This window comes from Undibacterium sp. Ji49W (genome assembly GCF_049340205.1).
GTDB lineage: Bacteria > Pseudomonadota > Gammaproteobacteria > Burkholderiales > Burkholderiaceae_D > Undibacterium.
Map to the genome: position 1 here is coordinate 312,268 of NZ_JBMPOW010000001.1, position 18,262 is coordinate 330,529.

At 51.0% G+C, this 18,262-nt stretch carries 16 protein-coding genes; 7 read left to right on the forward strand and 9 right to left on the reverse strand.

The features are described from left to right. Positions 1 to 54: 54 nt before the first annotated feature. Genes ACO0LK_RS01375 through ACO0LK_RS01385 form a run of 3 tightly spaced genes read right to left on the reverse strand, consistent with a single transcriptional unit; the run spans position 55 to position 2,747 of the window. Positions 55 to 537: a glutathione peroxidase gene (locus tag ACO0LK_RS01375; RefSeq protein ID WP_186947062.1), complete on the reverse strand. Its 483-nt coding sequence runs from the start codon at positions 535 to 537 to the stop codon at positions 55 to 57. Next, positions 534 to 1,670 (reverse strand): PilT/PilU family type 4a pilus ATPase, encoded by a 1,137-nt coding sequence (locus ACO0LK_RS01380; protein ID WP_422971425.1) that lies wholly within the window; start codon positions 1,668 to 1,670, stop codon positions 534 to 536. The genes ACO0LK_RS01375 and ACO0LK_RS01380 overlap by 4 nt, the downstream gene beginning before the upstream one ends. 33 nt (positions 1,671 to 1,703) lie before the next feature. Continuing rightward, positions 1,704 to 2,747, reverse strand: a complete 1,044-nt coding sequence (locus ACO0LK_RS01385; RefSeq protein WP_422971427.1) for a type IV pilus twitching motility protein PilT — start codon at positions 2,745 to 2,747, stop codon at positions 1,704 to 1,706. 159 nt (positions 2,748 to 2,906) lie between these two features. On the opposite strand from ACO0LK_RS01385, the gene ACO0LK_RS01390 reads away from it, so the two are divergent. The 3 genes from ACO0LK_RS01390 (at position 2,907) to ACO0LK_RS01400 (ending at position 5,786) form a co-directional block, all read left to right on the forward strand. Further along, positions 2,907 to 3,617, forward strand: coding sequence for a YggS family pyridoxal phosphate-dependent enzyme (locus ACO0LK_RS01390; RefSeq protein ID WP_422971429.1), 711 nt, complete (start codon positions 2,907 to 2,909; stop codon positions 3,615 to 3,617). Beyond that, on the forward strand, positions 3,607 to 4,434 hold the full coding sequence (gene proC, locus ACO0LK_RS01395) for a pyrroline-5-carboxylate reductase (protein WP_422971431.1): 828 nt from the start codon (positions 3,607 to 3,609) through the stop codon (positions 4,432 to 4,434). The genes ACO0LK_RS01390 and proC overlap by 11 nt, the downstream gene beginning before the upstream one ends. Before the next feature lie 167 nt (positions 4,435 to 4,601). Next, on the forward strand, positions 4,602 to 5,786 hold the full coding sequence (locus ACO0LK_RS01400; protein ID WP_422971433.1) for a DUF3592 domain-containing protein: 1,185 nt from the start codon (positions 4,602 to 4,604) through the stop codon (positions 5,784 to 5,786). 43 nt (positions 5,787 to 5,829) lie between these two features. Here the strand turns inward: ACO0LK_RS01400 and ACO0LK_RS01405 are convergent, their stop codons facing one another. From ACO0LK_RS01405 to ACO0LK_RS01420, 4 genes are all read right to left on the reverse strand, one after another. After that, positions 5,830 to 6,123: a cyclic-phosphate processing receiver domain-containing protein gene (locus ACO0LK_RS01405; RefSeq protein ID WP_422971435.1), complete on the reverse strand. Its 294-nt coding sequence runs from the start codon at positions 6,121 to 6,123 to the stop codon at positions 5,830 to 5,832. A gap of 34 nt (positions 6,124 to 6,157) precedes the next feature. Further along, positions 6,158 to 7,165 carry a hypothetical protein gene (locus ACO0LK_RS01410; protein WP_422971437.1) on the reverse strand — a complete coding sequence of 336 codons (1,008 nt, stop codon included), beginning with the start codon at positions 7,163 to 7,165 and terminating at the stop codon, positions 6,158 to 6,160. 131 nt (positions 7,166 to 7,296) lie between these two features. Next, positions 7,297 to 7,854: an exonuclease gene (locus tag ACO0LK_RS01415; RefSeq protein ID WP_422971439.1), complete on the reverse strand. Its 558-nt coding sequence runs from the start codon at positions 7,852 to 7,854 to the stop codon at positions 7,297 to 7,299. Between the two features lie 66 nt (positions 7,855 to 7,920). Further along, a complete protein-coding gene (locus tag ACO0LK_RS01420) occupies positions 7,921 to 8,304 on the reverse strand; it encodes a lysozyme inhibitor LprI family protein (protein ID WP_422971441.1) in 384 nt (127 codons plus the stop codon). Between the two features lie 244 nt (positions 8,305 to 8,548). Between ACO0LK_RS01420 and ACO0LK_RS01425 the strand changes: the two genes are divergently transcribed. Continuing rightward, the gene (locus tag ACO0LK_RS01425; protein ID WP_422971443.1) at positions 8,549 to 10,048 is read left to right on the forward strand and encodes a DUF4214 domain-containing protein; all 1,500 of its coding nucleotides are present in this window, start codon (positions 8,549 to 8,551) and stop codon (positions 10,046 to 10,048) included. Positions 10,049 to 10,177: 129 nt separating this feature from the next. Here ACO0LK_RS01425 and ACO0LK_RS01430 read toward each other — a convergent pair whose 3' ends face one another. Then, the gene (locus ACO0LK_RS01430; RefSeq protein WP_422971445.1) at positions 10,178 to 10,396 is read right to left on the reverse strand and encodes a DUF6434 domain-containing protein; all 219 of its coding nucleotides are present in this window, start codon (positions 10,394 to 10,396) and stop codon (positions 10,178 to 10,180) included. A 166-nt stretch (positions 10,397 to 10,562) separates the two neighbouring features. Here ACO0LK_RS01430 and ACO0LK_RS01435 point away from each other — a divergent pair, with 166 nt between their 5' ends. From ACO0LK_RS01435 to ACO0LK_RS01445, 3 genes are all read left to right on the forward strand, one after another. After that, the gene (locus ACO0LK_RS01435) at positions 10,563 to 11,528 is read left to right on the forward strand and encodes a hypothetical protein (protein ID WP_422971447.1); all 966 of its coding nucleotides are present in this window, start codon (positions 10,563 to 10,565) and stop codon (positions 11,526 to 11,528) included. Then, positions 11,509 to 12,564 (forward strand): hypothetical protein, encoded by a 1,056-nt coding sequence (locus ACO0LK_RS01440; RefSeq protein WP_422971449.1) that lies wholly within the window; start codon positions 11,509 to 11,511, stop codon positions 12,562 to 12,564. Before ACO0LK_RS01435 ends, ACO0LK_RS01440 begins: the two co-directional genes overlap by 20 nt. Before the next feature lie 154 nt (positions 12,565 to 12,718). Further along, the gene (locus ACO0LK_RS01445; RefSeq protein WP_422971451.1) at positions 12,719 to 15,466 is read left to right on the forward strand and encodes a diguanylate cyclase domain-containing protein; all 2,748 of its coding nucleotides are present in this window, start codon (positions 12,719 to 12,721) and stop codon (positions 15,464 to 15,466) included. Here ACO0LK_RS01445 and ACO0LK_RS01450 read toward each other — a convergent pair. After that, complete coding sequence (locus tag ACO0LK_RS01450; RefSeq protein ID WP_422971453.1) at positions 15,463 to 18,255, reverse strand: DUF6493 family protein; 2,793 nt, start codon at positions 18,253 to 18,255, stop codon at positions 15,463 to 15,465. The two genes, ACO0LK_RS01445 and ACO0LK_RS01450, sit on opposite strands and share 4 nt — an antisense overlap. Positions 18,256 to 18,262 lie beyond the last annotated feature (7 nt).

Below are 18,262 nucleotides of genomic sequence, written 5' to 3' on the forward strand. Positions count from 1 at the left end.
TTGACTGGCGACTGGTGTAACGGGTGTAACGGGTGTAACGGGTGCGACTGTTAATTACTCGGCGAGTAATTTTTCTATGTCGCTGATCAGGTCTTGTGGTGAAGTTTGTGGTGCATAGCGCTTGAATACGCTGCCATCTTTTTTGACCAGGAACTTGGTGAAGTTCCATTTGATGGATTGGCTACCCAGCAGGCCCGGTGCCTGGGCTTTCAAATGCTGGAACAGTGGATGCGCCTTGTCGCCATTCACATCAATCTTGTCAAACAGGGGGAAGGTGACGCCGTAATTCTTTTCACAGAATGCGCCGATCTCATCAGCCGAACCCGGTTCCTGGTGGCCGAACTGATTGCAGGGAAAACCCAGCACTTCCACACCCTTATCTCTGAACTGCTGGTAGATCGCTTCTAGGCCTTTATATTGCGGCGTAAAGCCGCAATTGCTGGCTGTATTGACGATCAGTACAACCTTGCCTGCATACTGTTTCAGATCAACGGGCTGACCTTGCAGGTTATTGGCATTGAATTCCAGCGCGCTCATACTATCCCCAGATGTTTGGTGCCTGCTGTCAGATCACGGTCTTTGGCGTCCTTGCCTTGCAACATGATGGCCAGGCGCAGTTCATTGACAGAGTCGGCATTGCGCAGGGCATCTTCATAGGTGATCTGGTCAGCTTCATGCAAATCAAACAGCGACTGATCAAAGGTCTGCATACCCAGCTCACGGGATTTTTTCATGATCTCTTTGATCTCATGCACCTGGCCTTTAAAGATCAGATCAGATACCAGCGGAGTATTGAGCATGATTTCAACCGCAGCAGCACGACCCTTGCGTCCCTTCAGGGGAATCAGGCGCTGAGAAATAACTGCCTTCAGATTCAGTGACAGATCCATCAGCAACTGGGCGCGACGTTCTTCCGGGAAGAAGTTGATGATACGGTCCAGCGCCTGGTTGGAACTGTTGGCATGCAGGGTAGCCAGGCAAAGATGGCCGGTTTCCGCAAAGGCGACGGCAAAGTCCATGGTTTCGCGGTCACGTATCTCACCGATCTGGATGACATCAGGTGCCTGACGCAGGGAATTTTTCAGCGCAGCACCCCAGTCCTGGGTATCAATACCGACTTCACGCTGGGTGATGATGCAGTTCATATGTGGATGCACATATTCTATCGGGTCTTCGATAGTGATGATGTGGCCATAGCTATTCGCATTTCTATAGCCCAGCATGGCTGCCAGCGAAGTTGATTTGCCTGAACCGGTCGCACCCACCATGATGACCAGACCGCGTTTGGTCATGGCGATTTCTTTCAGATTGCCTGGCAAACCCAGATCTTCCAGTTTGGGAATGGCGGTCGTAATCGTCCGCAATACCAGACCGACACGGCCCTGCTGCATGAAGGCCGAGACGCGGAAACGCCCCATGCCTGCCGGGCTGATCGCGAAATTACATTCCTTGCTCGCTTCAAACTCTGCCGACTGCTTGTCGTTCATGATGGCGCGCGCCAGATCGACCGTATGTGCCGGTGACAAAGGCTGGTTGGACACCGGGGTGACACGGCCATCTATCTTGAAAGCCGGTGGAAAGTCTGCCGTAATAAACAAGTCAGAGCCGTTTTTGCTCAGCATCAGTCTGAGCAGATCGTGCATGAATTTGGTAGCCTGGTCGCGTTCCATGTGAATGCCGTCCTGTAATCGTTACTGTATTTGTTAACCGGGGAAATTTTCCGGGAGTTTGGCTGCAAAACGTGCAGCACCGACAGAGATTACATTTCTGCGTACCAGATCTGTCAGGTTTTGGTCCAGTGTCTGCATACCTACATTGCTGCCGGTCTGGATGGACGAATACATCTGCGCCACTTTGGCTTCACGTATCAGGTTACGGATCGCCGGTGTGCCTATCATGATTTCATGGGCTGCCACACGGCCGGAACCATCCTTGGTTTTCAGCAGGGTTTGCGAAATGACGGCCTGTAGGGATTCAGACAGCATTGAACGCACCATCTCTTTTTCTTCAGCCGGGAAAACGTCGACAATACGGTCAATGGTTTTTGCAGCAGAAGAGGTATGCAGTGTGCCAAACACCAAGTGACCGGTTTCGGCGGCAGTCAATGCCAGACGTATGGTTTCCAGGTCACGCAACTCACCCACCAGGATGGCATCCGGATCTTCACGCAGTGCCGAACGCAGCGCATTGTTGAACGACATGGTGTGCGGTCCGACTTCACGCTGGTTGATCAGGCATTTCTTGGATTCATGCACGAATTCGATCGGGTCTTCAACCGTCAGGATATGACCATACTCATTTTCATTAAGATGGTTGACCATGGCCGCCAGTGTCGTCGATTTACCAGAGCCGGTTGGCCCTGTCACCAGCACCAGGCCGCGTGGCTTTAAGGCCAGATCAGCAAAAATGCGTGGCGTATTCAACTGCTCCAGCGACAGAATCTTGGATGGAATGGTACGCATAACCGCTGCCGGGCCACGTTCCTGGTTAAATGCATTCACACGAAAACGTGCCAGCCCCGGGATGGAGAAAGAAAAATCGCACTCCAGCGTTTCTTCATAGGCTTTGCGTTGTGAGTCGTTCATGATGTCATAAATCAGCTCATGGACATCTTTATGTTCCAGCGGTGGCAGATTGATGCGCCTGACGTCGCCATGTACCCGTATCATGGGCGGCAAACCGGAAGATAAGTGTAAATCGGAGGCATTGTTCTTGACGGAGAACGCCAGCAGTTCTGAGATGTCCATTTATAATTCCGCTAGTGAGTATCGTTGTTGACTGCGTTGTTGACTGATTTTAATGCTATAAAAACTGGTTTTAAGGCCGATGGTGGCAACTTATCACCATAGTAAGCTGTTTATGGCAGAAATCTGCAACGAATTTGATTGATTATTGCTTCCCCGATTATGTCCTTAATTTCTGACAACTTGCAAGCCGTACTTGCGCATATCCATGCTTATGCGCTGGAGAGCGGGCGCGACCCTGGCCAGGTAGATTTACTGGCAGTTTCCAAAACTTTCGGTGCGGATGCCGTGCTGGAGGCTGCCGCCGCAGGGCAGCGCCGCTTCGGCGAGAATTATCTACAGGAAGCGCTGGACAAGATGCAGGCCGTGCACGCCGCCAGACCGGTATTGGCATCCCCACTGGAATGGCATTTTATCGGCCCCATACAAAGCAACAAGACCCGGCCGATTGCCGAACACTTTGCCTGGGTGCACTCAGTGGACAGGGAAAAAATCGCCCGACGCCTTTCCGAGCAAAGGCCTGATCATTTGCCTGCCCTGAATATTTGCCTGCAAGTCAATATTAGTGGCGAAGAAAGCAAGAGCGGCGTGTTACCGGCGGAAGCGTTGGCCGTTGCGCAGCAGATTGCCGGCTTGCCGCGCCTGAACCTGCGTGGTTTGATGGCGGTACCCGAAGCCAGTGATGATGAGCATCAGCAACGGCAGGCATTTCGTCAGTTGAAAGAATTAAGCCAGTCCATACAGGCAGCCGGGATAGCACTCGATACCCTGTCGATGGGCATGAGCAGCGATATGCACGCAGCAATCGCAGAGGGCAGTACCATGGTGCGGGTAGGCACGGCAATCTTTGGAAGCAGAAATTATGCAAAATAAACTGAAAATCGCCTTTATTGGCGGCGGCAACATGGCCAATGCACTGATCGGTGGCCTGATCAGCGAATTAACCGGTGCAGAGCATATTCATGTGGTGGATTTGAACCAGCAATCTCTGACCCGCATGGAGACCGAATTTGGTGTCAGCACGGCCATGACAATCGATGACAGCCTGCACGGTGTTGATGCGATTATTCTGGCAGTCAAACCGCAGAACCTGCGTGATGTCGTGGCAGAACTGGCACCTTATCTGAAAAACCAGTTAGTGATTTCAATCGCTGCCGGCATCCGCGCGGCAGATATGTCGCGCTGGCTGAATGGCTACGCCAAAATAGTACGTACCATGCCAAATACACCGGCACTGATCAGCAAGGGGATTACGGGTTTATATGCCTTGCCAGAGGTAAGTGCAGCCGAAAAGCTGATCGCCGAACAGATCATGCAGGCTGTGGGGCTGACCACCTGGTTGGATGATGAGAGCCTGCTGGATGCCGTCACCGCCGTGTCTGGCAGTGGCCCTGCTTACGTGTTCTACTTTATTGAAGCCATGCAGCAGGCAGCCCAGGAACTGGGCCTGAGCCCCGATCAGGGCGTGCAACTGGCGATTGCCACCTTCAACGGCGCGTCTCAGCTGGCATTGCACTCCAGTGAACCTGTCGCCGTGTTACGTGAAAGAGTGACATCAAAAGGTGGTACTACCTATGCCGCCCTCACCAGTATGGATGCAGCCGGTGTCAAACCAGCCATCGTGGCTGCCATCAAGGCAGCAGCGGCCCGTGGTAAAGAACTGGGGGATGAGTTCGGGCAACAGGCGTAGCCATATATATCGCGCTTATACCACCTATGCCACTTATACCGCTGCGTAGTGTTTCCCCCTGATGTTGCAAGTCAACATCAGGGAAATTCAGAAATGTTGCACTGCACAATCCGTTTTGCTACATTACGAGCATGACAAAAATAAAAACAATAAGTTCTAAGTTGGGATTGAGTGCGGTCGCGCTGGTTTTTGCTCTGGGGTTTGGCTTTGGTGGTGCTGAAGTAGGTGTCTTGCCGATGGCAAGAATGCTGACCGGCTGGTGGCGGGCCCAATCTCTGGTTGCCGTGCCTGCCAGGATAGAAAAGCTGGAGTTAAAGCGACACGATGGTGACGGCACGACCTGGCAAGTGCAGGGCGAATTTGTCTACCAGTATCAGGGCAGGGAACTCCGCAGCCATCGCATCAATATCGGTGGTGACAGCAGCGACAATATTAGTTCTTACCAGAAAGATCGCTATGCTGAACTGCAACGCGCCCAGACTGAAGGCCAAAACATTAGCCTGTGGGTAGACCCGCAACAACCTGAATTTGCCGTGGTGGATCGCCAGATTCGCCTAAAGCGCTTGCTGTTCCTGATTCCCTTTGCCTTCCTTTTTCCTGCGGTCGCTCTGGTAGCGTGCTGGTTCTTGTGGGTGATCTGGCGCAAGCCCGTCCTGGATGAAAAGCGTGCCGATGACCTGGTATGGGCACAGGTGTTGAATCCCTCGCCACAGTGGGGCTTGCTCAAACCCGAACCCAGCGGCGCTCTGGCCGCAGGACTGTTTGCAGTGGTATGGAATATGCTGACCTTGCCTTTGGTGTTGTTGGCACTATCTGATGGTGGCTTTGGTATGCGTTGGCTATTGCTGGTGTTTCCTCTTGCCGGTGTATTGACCACCTACTATGCCGTACGCCAGACTTACCTGAACTGGCTTCTAGGCAAGACCGCACTGAGCATGTCGCAATTGCTGGCTGTCGGGCTCAATGCAGCCAGGCTGCGTGTGCATTTCTTCATACCATTGGGACAGCGCATGCGGACGCCACCAGTATCCTATGATGCACATATCAGTATTGAATGCCTGTATGAGGACAACAGGGGGGAAGATGCCGACGCCCGGACTTTATGGTCAGAATCCTTGCCTGCCATTACAGTTGCGCATGCTGCTTCTTGCCTGGATATCAGTGTAAACCTGCCTGACAGCCTGCCTGCAAGCACTGCCTGGGACAATGAAAGGCAGAAAGTCATCTGGAAACTACGGATAAAGATAATGAACCACACACTGGAATTCAATTTGCCTGTGTCGTATGGTGTAGGCCAGGCGCCCAGTCCTTTGATGCTGGCACAGATGGTACGCGCACCGCAACGTCCCTGATGGTGCCGCAGTATCTTGTCATTGCACGCTCATCACAGTGCAGTCAGGTAGCGGCGTGGCGCATGATACTTTGTATGCCCATTTCCATTTTCTGTCTTGCGGATGAATTGGCTGAATGGACGCGCATTTCTGGTGGAATGAAGCCGCGTGTTATGACGGCTTCTTCCAGCCAGGTAATGACGTCGTAGCCAGTTCCGCGTTCATCGTCGCCCAGGTCATGATCAAGACTGATGATTTGGACCTGACCAGTTTCCAGTAAGCGAATTGCTTCATCGGGCCAGTAAACTCTAATCCATCCTTCAGGTGTCTGACGTTCATCATCGAGATAGACTTTCATCCGGCACGCATTCCTTTTTTTGCACAGGTTTTACCTACTGTTCAGCCGTATTCGTCAACTTTTCAAAATTCTTTTTGCTTTCTTCCAGACGGCGTTTTTGCATTTCTTCTTGCTGATGGGCGATTCTTTCGATTTTCTGGTTGTGGGCATTAAATCTTTCCAGGTCTTCGGCACCGTAAAACGTGATTTGGCCACCGTCCACAATCCACTTTGTTCTGTCGGAGAGTAATGTGACGATGTTTTCCACTTCCTGTACGATCTGCTTTTCCATCTGCCACTGTTCATTCAGTTGCTGGCTGGATTTGACCATGCCGCGTTCGAAGCCAGCGAATATATCTTTTTTTGTTTCCTCAGTGACATTCAGCGCATTGATTTTCTCTTTGCCATCTTCAAAGAGTGTTGCCGTTTTCTTTTCGTATTTACTGACGATATTTTTACCCTGTTCAATAATGTTTCTGCTTTCCCGCATGCTGACATCATTTTTTAGCCGGGCTGCATCCAGCAATTTGTTCCAGCCGGCGGCATCCAGTTCGCGCAGGTAATCATTTCTTTGCCCAACGGCGCTGTTCATGAAATCCTTCATGAAACGTTCCATTTCGCCAAATTCACCCGTGGCTTTGGTGGGTTCGCCAGTCCGTGTTTCTATGATGCCGGATGTACTGGCGCTGCTGCCAGCCTTCGAGATTTCCAGCGCATCACCCAGACGCTTGAGCTCTTGCTGGGCTGATGAAAACACCAGCGCGGCCTGACGTTTTTGCTTGCCTACCCCCAGATAACCACCGATAAGCAAACAGACAAAAATAGCCGCGAACACCATGCCGAATAATTTTGCACCACGGTCGCGCAACAGGAGAGAGTGGAAAATCCCGCCAGAAAAAACGGCATAGGCAAAAAATTCACCGCTCAGAAGAGCCATATCACCACGGCTATGCAAACCCTGGTAGTAGGCAAAAATGGCGGCAATCACACAAATTGGCACCAGTAAGAAAATCCACAAGACACTGTGGCTGGTCTCTGTTGCATCTTGATAGTCTTCGCTCATTCGACTTACTCCGCAAGAGGATTGAAAATTGTCTGACGATATCCTGCATACCCTCTCGGTGGATGGCGATAGCACAGGCTCAATAGTGTGACCTAAGCTTTGCTGGAAAACAAGCAGAGCAGATCAGTGAGTCAGGGAGTGTTGCGATTCTGTTTCAGCATATTGCAGAACAGGGCACCCTGTTCAATCGCGTCATCCAGTGCGACATGGGTATGCGGCATGGGATCGAACCAGTGTTTGGGCATATTGCGTTTGGTGCTGTCCCGGTAATCTGTTTTCATCAAGGCCATGGCAAAGCTTTTCATATCCAGTGCCGAGTGACTGAACGGACTTTCGCCCGCAAAGCGTATCAGGTACCAATAAACAAACAGGAAATCGAAACCAGCGGGATAGGCAACGAATACCGGTTTTCCTGGCAGGGATTTGATCCAGCTGACATAGCGCGGCAAGGCCGTGGCCGGATCTTCGATGTCCTGACGACAGGCGGCCCATGCTGCCGGTTGTGTCGCCCACCAGGCGGCTGTCTTGGGATCGGCAGTTGCGCCTGGCAGACAGGCCAGGTTGACGCTGAAGGTGGAGATTATTTGCTTGTCTGCTGTATAGGCCGCCGACCCCAGGCTGAGCATGGAATGTGGTCCAGGAATGGGACCATCGGTTTCCACATCGGTGCTGATATAAATTTCTGTCATGGATTTTTGTTTGCTGTTTGTTTTTGGGCAGGCATGCGCAGTTAGCTGCTTACACTCTGTGTTGATTCAATTCTTCTCATAGTCCTCAAGGTCTTGAATGCGCCTTTCCGCATGAGTTTGCATGCAGCCTATCTGCATTATGGTGCGTATGCTGCCACTGGCATGACGCTGGAAGACAGCATCGCAATCAGCCTCGCGAAATTTTACCCATGCCCTCTGCGCATTGATGAGTTTCTTTTTCATTTCAGAATACAGTTCTGTCTCGGTATCCGGCTGGTCCAGTGATTTCAAGGCTTGTTGATAGACACGATTCAATTTCGCTTCGACCTTTTTTGCCTCGATAGTGGCACATTCATTCAGGTCCATGGTCGAAACGGCTTTTTTGCAGTCCAGTGCATAAGACGATGCGCCTGCACACAAGAGTATGAAAAACAGGAACAGAGGTTTCATTAGTTGATTACGGATGGGATTTAGATAAAGAAGATGATACGCCGCCTTGCGTCAAAATCAGAGCAGTCTGAAATGCCGAAAAGGCGCTCAGTTCCTTTGCTTTCTTGTAAAGGAATTGTTAAACTTTAAAGATGTCATTTATAATTGTATCAAAGCGTAACAGTGATTTGATCTGCAACATCCTTTTATCCTACCTATTCTTTGAGCCAGGCCCTGGCAGGGTTCAAACATACAAATAATTCTTATGGCAAATATCAACATCAAACTTTCACAAAACGTTGTTACCACCAATTATCAGCAACTCATAAAATCACCACCTACCAATGGCAGCCTGGGTACCCTGTTTGATGTATTCCCCAAATTGGGTTATGCCTGGTCCCAAACGCATCAATACTATTCAAGCTTTGACTTCAGTGGTGGTCGCGTGCGCATGGGTTTTGCGGACGGTTCCAGCACCATTTATAACGGTGTGATTCTGGATAACCCGAATGCGACGCAAGGCACGGCTTCTGCCACCAGCCTGCAGCTATATTCTGCCGGTGTTTTATCCATCGTTGAAAATGGCCGGTTTAACTTTAACTACGCCAATACACTCGTCAACGGTGTCAATTCGGTTTCCATTAATTCGACTAACACGACGGTATCCAACATTTCCGTATCGACGCTGACACCGACCAACAGCCCCTACTATGATCCGGTTGCCGGCAATGTAACGATAACGGTGCAGGGTTCCATTAACGGCGATGTCAATGGCAATAATTCTGGCACCGTCAACAGAATAACTGCGACGGCAGACAAGTTCATCGCATCAACCTCAGTAGATGGCAGCTTTAATCTGTCTTCCAATTCTCTGGCTGTAGGACAGGGTTTGGCCAAGTCTACAGTGACAGGGACGATGACTTCAGCAGTGACAGAATACCGTGATGGCAGTTACAACCGCGTTACGGGTGTTTCAGCCTTCCTTTCTGCGAATCAGCAGATTGATGAAAAATTGCTGGCGGACGAATCGCTGTTTGGTGGCGCAGATGTAATCAGCGTCGATTTACCATCGGTCATCTATGCCGATTATCTGATCAACTCGGGTGCGGGTGGTGATCTGATTACCATCAGTGGCGGTGGCGGGCGTTTGCATGTGAATGCAGGCAGCGGCAACGATGCCATCAATGTTGGTAGCGGCAATCATAATATCGATGGTGGTACCGGGCTGGATACCGTCATCATGGCAGGCCAGGCGAGTGCTTTTAATGTCAGCAAGACGGGTGCAGGTTACCAGGTGCGTGTCAACGCCAGTGGTGATTTAGATAGCCTGGTCAATGTCGAACGCCTGCAATTTTCTGACAAGAGTGTCGCCCTCGATATTAGTGGTACTGCCGGTCAGGCCTATCGTATTTACCAGGCGGCTTTTGGGCGTAAACCTGACCTGGAAGGCCTGGGTTACTGGATCAAGGATATGGATAAGGGTTCCAGCCTGACTACTGTTGCTGCCGGCTTTTTCCAGTCGCCAGAATTTCAGAAACTGTATGGTAACAATCCTTCAACCACCACACTGATCACCAATTTCTATCAAAACGTCTTGCACCGCACACCAGATCAGGCGGGCTTTGATTATTGGAACAATCAGTTAAGCACAGGAAAAATCACTGCTGCCGGTGCACTGGCCAGTTTCTGCGAAAGTACAGAAAATCAGGCGCAGGTCATAGGATCGATACAGAACGGGATAGATTTCAAACTGTGGGCTGGCTGATACCTGCGACAGTTCATCAGTTCTATTGACCGGCCGGAGCAGCATGTCTGCATGCTCTCCGGCTGGAAGATAATTTATCCCCGTTCACCATCAATTCACCATCCGTTCACTATCCGGTCACCATCCGCTTCAGGTGCGGCTGTCACCATGCCGTCTTAACCATTCATCGGCGACATCACCCATGGTCTTGTGGCGGGCATCACGTATCCACGCCATGAAGTCGCGATTAAAGCTGAAATCAGGCCCGCATTGCGTGACCAGAAAACGCCTGACATTCTGGGTGTTCTTGTAATCCTTGTCTATCACGGTCGCGCGCGATATGTCATTGCCATGCCAGTCTGTTTTCATGCAGGTCTCCATAGGACAAGCGTACATTTTATCAATAAGTGTGAAATCAGTTTCAAGCACGATTATGTGAGACTCGCACCGCAAGCTGAGAAAGATTGCTTATCCGCGCATCGTCTTTTGAAATCTTGCTATTATCCGGCAATGCTTATAATCAGGTTGCAGCACCATGTCTGAACTCGTCGTTCTTACTACTTACTTCAATCCTTGCCGGTATACGTCGCGCAGGCAGAACTATGACGCCTTTATGCTGGGCATGCGTGCTGCTGGCGTGACTTGTATCACGGTGGAATGTGCGTTTGGTGATGCGTCGTTTGAATTGCCGGCAGCACTGGATGTCTTGCAGGTACGTTCGTCTACCCTGCTGTGGCAGAAAGAACGTTTGCTGAATCTGGCCGCTTCGTGGCTGCCTGCCAGTTGTCGCTATGTGGCATGGCTGGATTGCGACATTTTATTTGACAATAAAAACTGGGCCAGGGAACTTGTCGCCGTTTTGCGACAATATCCGGTCGCGCAAGTGTGGGAAACCTGTTTGCGTCAGCAGCAGGATGGTTCTGCCGGTGGTGTCGCCAATGAGCAGCCTGATCGTGTTACTTCATTTGCGGCCATCATGCAGGAACATCCAGCATCCTTGCAGGCCGGGCGTTATGATAGCCACGGGCATACCGGCTACGGCTGGGCCATGCGACGCAGCCTGTTTGACAGCACCGGCCTGTATGAGGCAGCTATATCCGGCAGCGCTGATCATTTTATGGCGCATGCGATATATGGTGATTACAACTTTTGCATACAGAATGCGCTGAAACATGATCATGCCCAGATTACGCATCTGCAAGCCTGGGGGCAGCGTTTTTATCAGCAGGTGCAGGGGCAACTGGGGGTGGTCAAAGGGGAGATTCGCCACCTGTGGCATGGCGACGCCAGACATCGCCGCTATTTCTTGCGCATGCATGACATTACGGATCTGGGTTTTAATCCCTGGACTGATTTAAGTATGCGTGCCGGTCGCCCGCTGGAATGGCATGCAGACATGCACAAGCCAGGTCTGCGCCAGTATTTTGTCAATTATTTTCAATCGCGCCGTGAAGATGGCGACAACCATGAGAAGGCAAGTCATGCTGAAACCCAATGTTAATCCGGTGCGGGACGCTGATTTCAAAACCTATCACCGCGACATGGCCTACATGGATGTGGTCTACATGGCGCTGGATAATGCCATGCTGGCGATGCAGCAGCAGATAGAGGATTTGTACAAAGTACAGGAAAGCAGGCAGGCGCAAAGGCAACAGGTCATCAAGCGCACGGTAGAAGATTTACTGCCAGGTTTCTATACCGGCACGCTGAACCAATTGCAGGCCGTTTGCCCGGGCTTCGTGGATGCCGTGGTATTGATCGCATTTGAAGAGCATCGCCCATGGCTGGGCATATTGCCACGCCCCGGTACCGCAAAAGCTTTGGCGACCTTGCAAACCCGGCTGGCATTTTATTTTGATACCAGGGTTGAACTCGATAAAGTAGAAAACCTGGACCAGGACCTGGCGGCGATCAATGAGCAAATCAATGACTTGCAAAAAAAGCGTCAGGAAACCGTAGACATCATCAGCATGCTGAAAAAGTCGCAAAATACCAACGTCGCTTTACCGGCAGAAGTTAGCAGCTATATCGACCAGATTTTCAAGCGCGCAGTAGCCATGCCGGCCAGCGGCAGTACCATGGCATCCATCAAGCGCAAGGAATCGGAAGAACAATGGCGCCAGCGCAGAAAATATTATGCGCATTCTACCTATTATGATAACTATGCCTGGTACAGCATGGCACATGATTTTCCGACCCATGCAATGGTGCGCCACAATTTCCAGGGCAATCAGCGCAATCAGCAGCAGGCAGATACGCTGGCTGGTGCCATGATGGCGGATTCGTACCTGTTTAATGCTAATACAGTCGCCAATACAGTCGCAGCGCCAGCAAACCCGGGTCCCCAGTATGAAGTGGGCAGTTTTTCGGATACCCGCAACGACGCAGCCATTTTGCTCAATACGAATACGGCCACCGCGTACACAGACAATACGCAGGATCCTCCTGTTGTGCAGGCCGATCTTTACGATTGCAATAGCACCGTCATGCTGGGGGATGACATACGTACCGACGATAGCCTTGGAGCGTATTCCTGAAGGAAGCCGTTTTTGAAAAGGACCAAATACAGCGACTTGTGGATGGATTTACCACGCTGCAAGGGATTCGGCTGCGCTAAATTGAAATTTTGATTGTCATCGAGGTCACGAATGCTAATATTGACATTCAGACCAATCCTCATTTCAGAATGATATGTCGTCTAACCGGTTCATTCGTTTCCGCGACATCAGTTTGAAAACCCGCCTGACTGTGGCGGTGGCGCTGTTTTTTTTGCTTTCCCTGGCGCTGTTATCATGGCTGGCCTCTTCGACTTCCGAGAAGGCATTGGAAAAGCTCATCATGACGCGCCAGAGCGGCCTGATCGCTGCCATGGCCAATGAGATAGACCAAAAGGTGGAACTGCGGAAGAATGCCCTGATCCTGTTGGCTACCGAAATTGGCACGGATGACGAAGACAAGGAAAAACTGCAAAACTTGCTGATGCACCAGAAAAGCCTGGGTGCCCTGTTTGACAATATTGCCATACTCGATTTGAATGGCGAGTTTCTGGCTCTTCTGAACGGCGCAGAAGAGCGCGGCAAAGTCAATTTGTCTGGCAGGGACTATTTCCAGGAAGTGATCAGACAAAAGAAGCTGCTGATTTCCTTGCCCCAAAAAGGTAGTGCCAGCAGTCGGCCTCTGGTGGTAATGTGTGTCCCCGTGTTCGATGACAAAGGTAGCATGCGCTACGTACTGGCAGGTATCATCGAGCTGGCACAGGAGAGTTTTCTGGCAGATCTGGCAGCCACAAAAATAGGTGGTAACGGGTATATCTATGTCACGACACGACAGGGTGTATTTGTTGCCCATCCTGATAGCAATCGCATTCTTGCCAACAGCCGCGAACAGCCGGATACCCATCAATTGCCAGAGACTGCGTTTTCAGTGCTGGAAGGCAACCTGATTTCACGCAATCATAAAAATGATGCAGCGATTCTGTCCTACCGGCGCCTGAAGTCGGTGGATTGGATGATTACTTCTGCCTATCCGACCAGTGAAGCCTTCATTGTCATTGCCGAGGTCAGAAAAGATATCCTGCTGGCCGGTAGCGCCTTGCTGGTGACTTTGCTGCTGCTGGGCTGGTGGTTTATGTACTGGCAACTCAAACCCTTGCAGCATTTGCGCCAGAAGGTCAATCGTGCCGCATCTGACTGGATAGATACGTTGAAGCCTAATGTATATCCAAAGGATGAAATCGGTGATCTGGCCAAGGCATTTGACGATGCCATGCTGAACCGCCGTGCAGCAGAAGCAGCCTTGAGTGCCAGTGAAAACAAGTTGCGCCTGATTGCCGACAATATGTCGGCCTTCATTGGCTATATTGATCATAATGAAAAATACACGTTCGCCAACAAGCGCATTGCCCATCTGTCGCACATGGAACCGGCAGCTGTCATAGGAAAAACCATGCGAGAAGTGGCGACCCCGGAGATTTATGACAAGTTGGTCAAACCGCATGTGGTCAAGGTACTCAATGGCGAGTGGACACGCTATGAGCGCCGTATTCAGCGATATGGACACTGGGAATGGGACAGAGTGACATATGCACCGGATTTCAGTAAATCAGGCAAGGTTGAAGGTTTTTTCGTGCTGGTGGAAGACATCACCGAATTCAAGCGCGTGCAAGATGATTTGATACGCAGTGAACAAAGGGTGCGTACCATCACCGACAATGTGCCGGCCATGATTGCCTATATAGATGCGAGTGAGCGCTACCAGTTCTGCAACCGCAATTACAGCCAGATTCCTGGACTGGAACCTGAAAATATCCTGGGGAAATCTATTCTCGAGGTGTTTGGCGAAGCATCCTACCTGGAGTTGAAGGAAAAAATTCAGCAGGCACTGCATGGTGAAAAAGTTTCGTTCGAACGCTATGCCTATGAGCGCGACATCAAAAGATATCTGCAATATGAATATGTACCGGATATCAATGCCGATGGCATGACCACCGGGTATTATTCCATGGTCATTGATATTACGGCGCGCAAACAGGCGGAATTGAAGCTGGCTGCCAGTGAAGGACTGCTGCGTACGATTGCCGATAATATTCCTGCTTTTGTCAGCCTGATTGATACAGAAAATCGCTATCAATTCGTGAATCGCCCCTATGAAGCCTGGTTCAACCTGCCGCTGACAAAGATACGCTGCCAGCCCGTGTCATCGCTATTGAGCGGCACTACATTGCAAGAACACCTGACGCATTACCAGCGGGCCATGACCGGTGAAAAAACAGAATTTGAAACCGAGATCAGCATAGGCGGCAAGACCGGACATTATCATGCCACCTATGTGCCACAGTATGACGATAGCGGCCAGGTCGTCGGTGTGAACACCCTGATCAACGATATCAGCGACGCCAAGGCAGTAGAAAGACAGTTACTGGCGCTGGCCAGATTTGACACCCTGACCGGTTTGCCCAACCGCAATCAGATCAATGAAAGGATGGAACAGGCCAGTGCCCGTTCACAACGGACTGGCCGGTTGATGTCTGTCATGTTTCTGGATGTGGACAAGTTCAAGAGCATTAATGATGGTCTGGGCCATCATGCCGGTGACCTGGTTTTGCAGGAATTTGCCAGCCGCCTCAAGCACTGCATACGCCAGACCGATCTTGCTGGTCGTCTGGCAGGCGATGAATTTGTCATCGTGCTGGAAGGTTTGAATATGCACAGCGAGGCCGATATGGTAGCCAGCAAAATCATACAGGCCATGACGCTACCTTTTGAGATAGAAGGCAAGCCGCTGATGGTGACTACCAGCATAGGGGTGGCGATATCTTCAGAACTTAACTCCAACGCCGGCGAAATGCTGAAGAAAGCCGATGAAGCCTTGTACCTGGCCAAGAAGGCGGGCCGGAATAATTTTAAGGTTTTGCAACTGGGCGCGAACACAGCTGCTTAAATCCCGGTCAGCAAGGCTTTTAGCAACGCTTTGCCCTTGCCGCCAATTTGCATCTCGTTCAAGGCTGTCAACGTTGATGCCGGCAAATCCTGCTTTAATTCCAGACGTAATTCATTCAGGAGTCCCAACAGCATGGCCATATCTTTTGGCGGTGATTGTGGACTCTGCGTGACCATAATGCAGAGTAACTGAAACACCAGATGCGGCGCGAGCACATAGGCGCGTGCTGCTTTGCCCAAGCTTTGGGCATAGCGACTTGCTTTGACTTGCGGTGTCGCGAGTAAACCCTGGATGGCATGACCAAGCACCACAGCCTCAAGCCGGCCTTCCAGCCAACTGGCGACCAGGGCATCTATCGCGATGGCAGTCTGGCCTGGCTCTTTACCCGCCAGTGCAAAGGCCAACAGCATGATGGCACTGCTGCTCATGGGTACTGTAGGGACCAGCAAGAGGTTCAGATAAGCCTTGTTATACCACTCTACTTCCCACCAGTCGAGGTTGTTGGCAATGGCATGGGCACCTTCGGCAAACACCGCTTCGAGGCTGGAGGGCATGATACTGGCCGACCAGCGTATCTTGCTTTCATTACTGCCACCAAAACTTTCAGTGCGGTGAGAATAACCGTCATCCTCAATGACCTGAGGATGACGCAGGATGCTGAGATAAGCCTGGTCTATGGCTCTGGGCGTTGGTGTGGTACGCAAGTGGCTGTGGTAAAAGGTATAAACCTCATTCTTGCTGATCTCTATCTCAAAACGATAGCGTGCCGCATGCGCGCCATCCGGCCCAAAGTCACCATATAACTGGATGAGGTTGGCATCGTCTTCATCAGGATAACGGGCGCGGGCGGCGGCGATATACAGAGCGCTGTCCTTGCCTTTGGCAGGGATGCTGACTTGTGAACCAAGAGCATAGCGCAAGGCATTGTGATAAGGGGTATCCGGCAAGCTGGCTGCTTGCTGGCGTAGATGAGGATCATCGCTGGGAGTCAGGCGCAAGAGGCTGAGTACCTGCTCTTGCAATGGTTGTTGCAAGCCCAGTGCATGTTGCTCGCGGGTTCGTTCTATCAAGATGGCAGGGGCTATATAGCCACGTTGATGGCTAGGTGCTGCCAGTGGGAGCACGGACTTGGCCTGCATCAGGATATCCATCAAATCATCAGTGCGCTGGCAGATGACGCTATGGACATCGAAACGGCCTTTGGCAAAGCTGCTGTTGGGCGGTAGTCTTTCGGCTTCAAATATAAAGACCAGCAGGCGCGCCAGTTCACGCGCCAGTGGTTTGTCCATATTGCGCCAGTTATCCGAACTGGGTTTCAGTTTTTGTGCGCGTTTCAGTACTGGACCAAAGCGCTTTTTATCATCAGCAGAAAATGGGGCCAGCTTCAGCAGGGCATGGATGACGGTTTCAAAACAGTCAGTGTCATCACTGTTTTCAAAGACATAGGCGCAGGCTTCGATGAGTGCGTCAATATCACTGATGATTGGCAGGGCTCGGCTCTCTGCTATGGGCGATGGCAGAGGCTGCAAAGTGGGTAATGCCTGCGATGTCTGGATAGTGGCTGATGGCTTGGAAGTATCAGCGGCAGGAGTTCCCAGTAAAGCCATCAAAGCATCACGGTTACTGGTGGCAATCTGCGGCAGCAACTGCGAGGTCTGTTCTTGCGTAGCTGCATCCATGCCCCATTTGCCCAGTCGGCTGATGACTTTCTTTTGCATGTCTGCGGCTTCATGCAGCAAGCCAAACACGGCAATAGATGCCGCTTCTTGCATCAGGCTGGCATCTTTCAGGATGATTTGGTCGATTAATTTCAGTGCGGTATCTACTTGCGCCTTGACGGCAGATGACAGCAGCGGTTGTAGAGCGGTCAGCAAGGCTGTATTGCTGATGGCACCGGCGGCATGCAAAGTGCCCAGAACTTTCAGCGCCATGCTGACGGTAGGCGGAATGCGGCTGTGACATAAACCCAGATAGCGTTCACTGAATGCGCTCATTTCTTCTACTGTCGGTGCCAAGACATCATGGAAGCGCGAGAACCAGCCAGAGCGAAATTGTATCCAGTCTTTTTCCAGCGCACCCAGGGTTTTATCCAGCAATAGTTCGCGGCTATACACGCCTTGCTGGCACAAATTCAAAAATAGCTGTTGCCAGGTGTGGTCAGGGTTATGAGTATATTTATCGCGTCCGGCCAGACTGATATCGGTCGTTCCCTCGATATCGAACAACTGCAGCAATGGGCCCTGCAATATTTCTGGATCGTGTTTTATCCAGTAAGCCACATCGGGTACGCGGTCTGAATGTACTTCCTGGCTCAGCAAACCCAGGAGGTAATTGTCATGGTTGGGACGTTCTGCCAGGCCATTGATGAGAAGGCTTTGTATGATACGAAAACTCCCCGGGTTACGCGCCACTATACTTGATACCAAATTTTCAGTCGATGATGGCGAATAGGCTTTCCATAATTCGACCAGTTCTTCTGGCTTGATAAAAAACATCCAGGAATTTTCAGCGACATCATTTGTAGTGCAACACAAAAAGATCGCAGAACGCAGGCATTGCCATTGCTGATCCGTGACATTGCTGCGCCAGGCAGATGTGTTCATGTCTGAGGTATAGCGCGATTTTTCCATGACTTTGTTCATGCGCATGACACTGCCCCGGTATTGCTGCCATTGGGTCTTATCTTGCTTTCGCAAGTAATCAATCATGCCTTGATAATTACCTGCAACTACAAATTCTTCCAACGCAGTTTTTGCTACAAAGGCTGCTTCGGTTTTTTGCTGTGCCATGTTGATC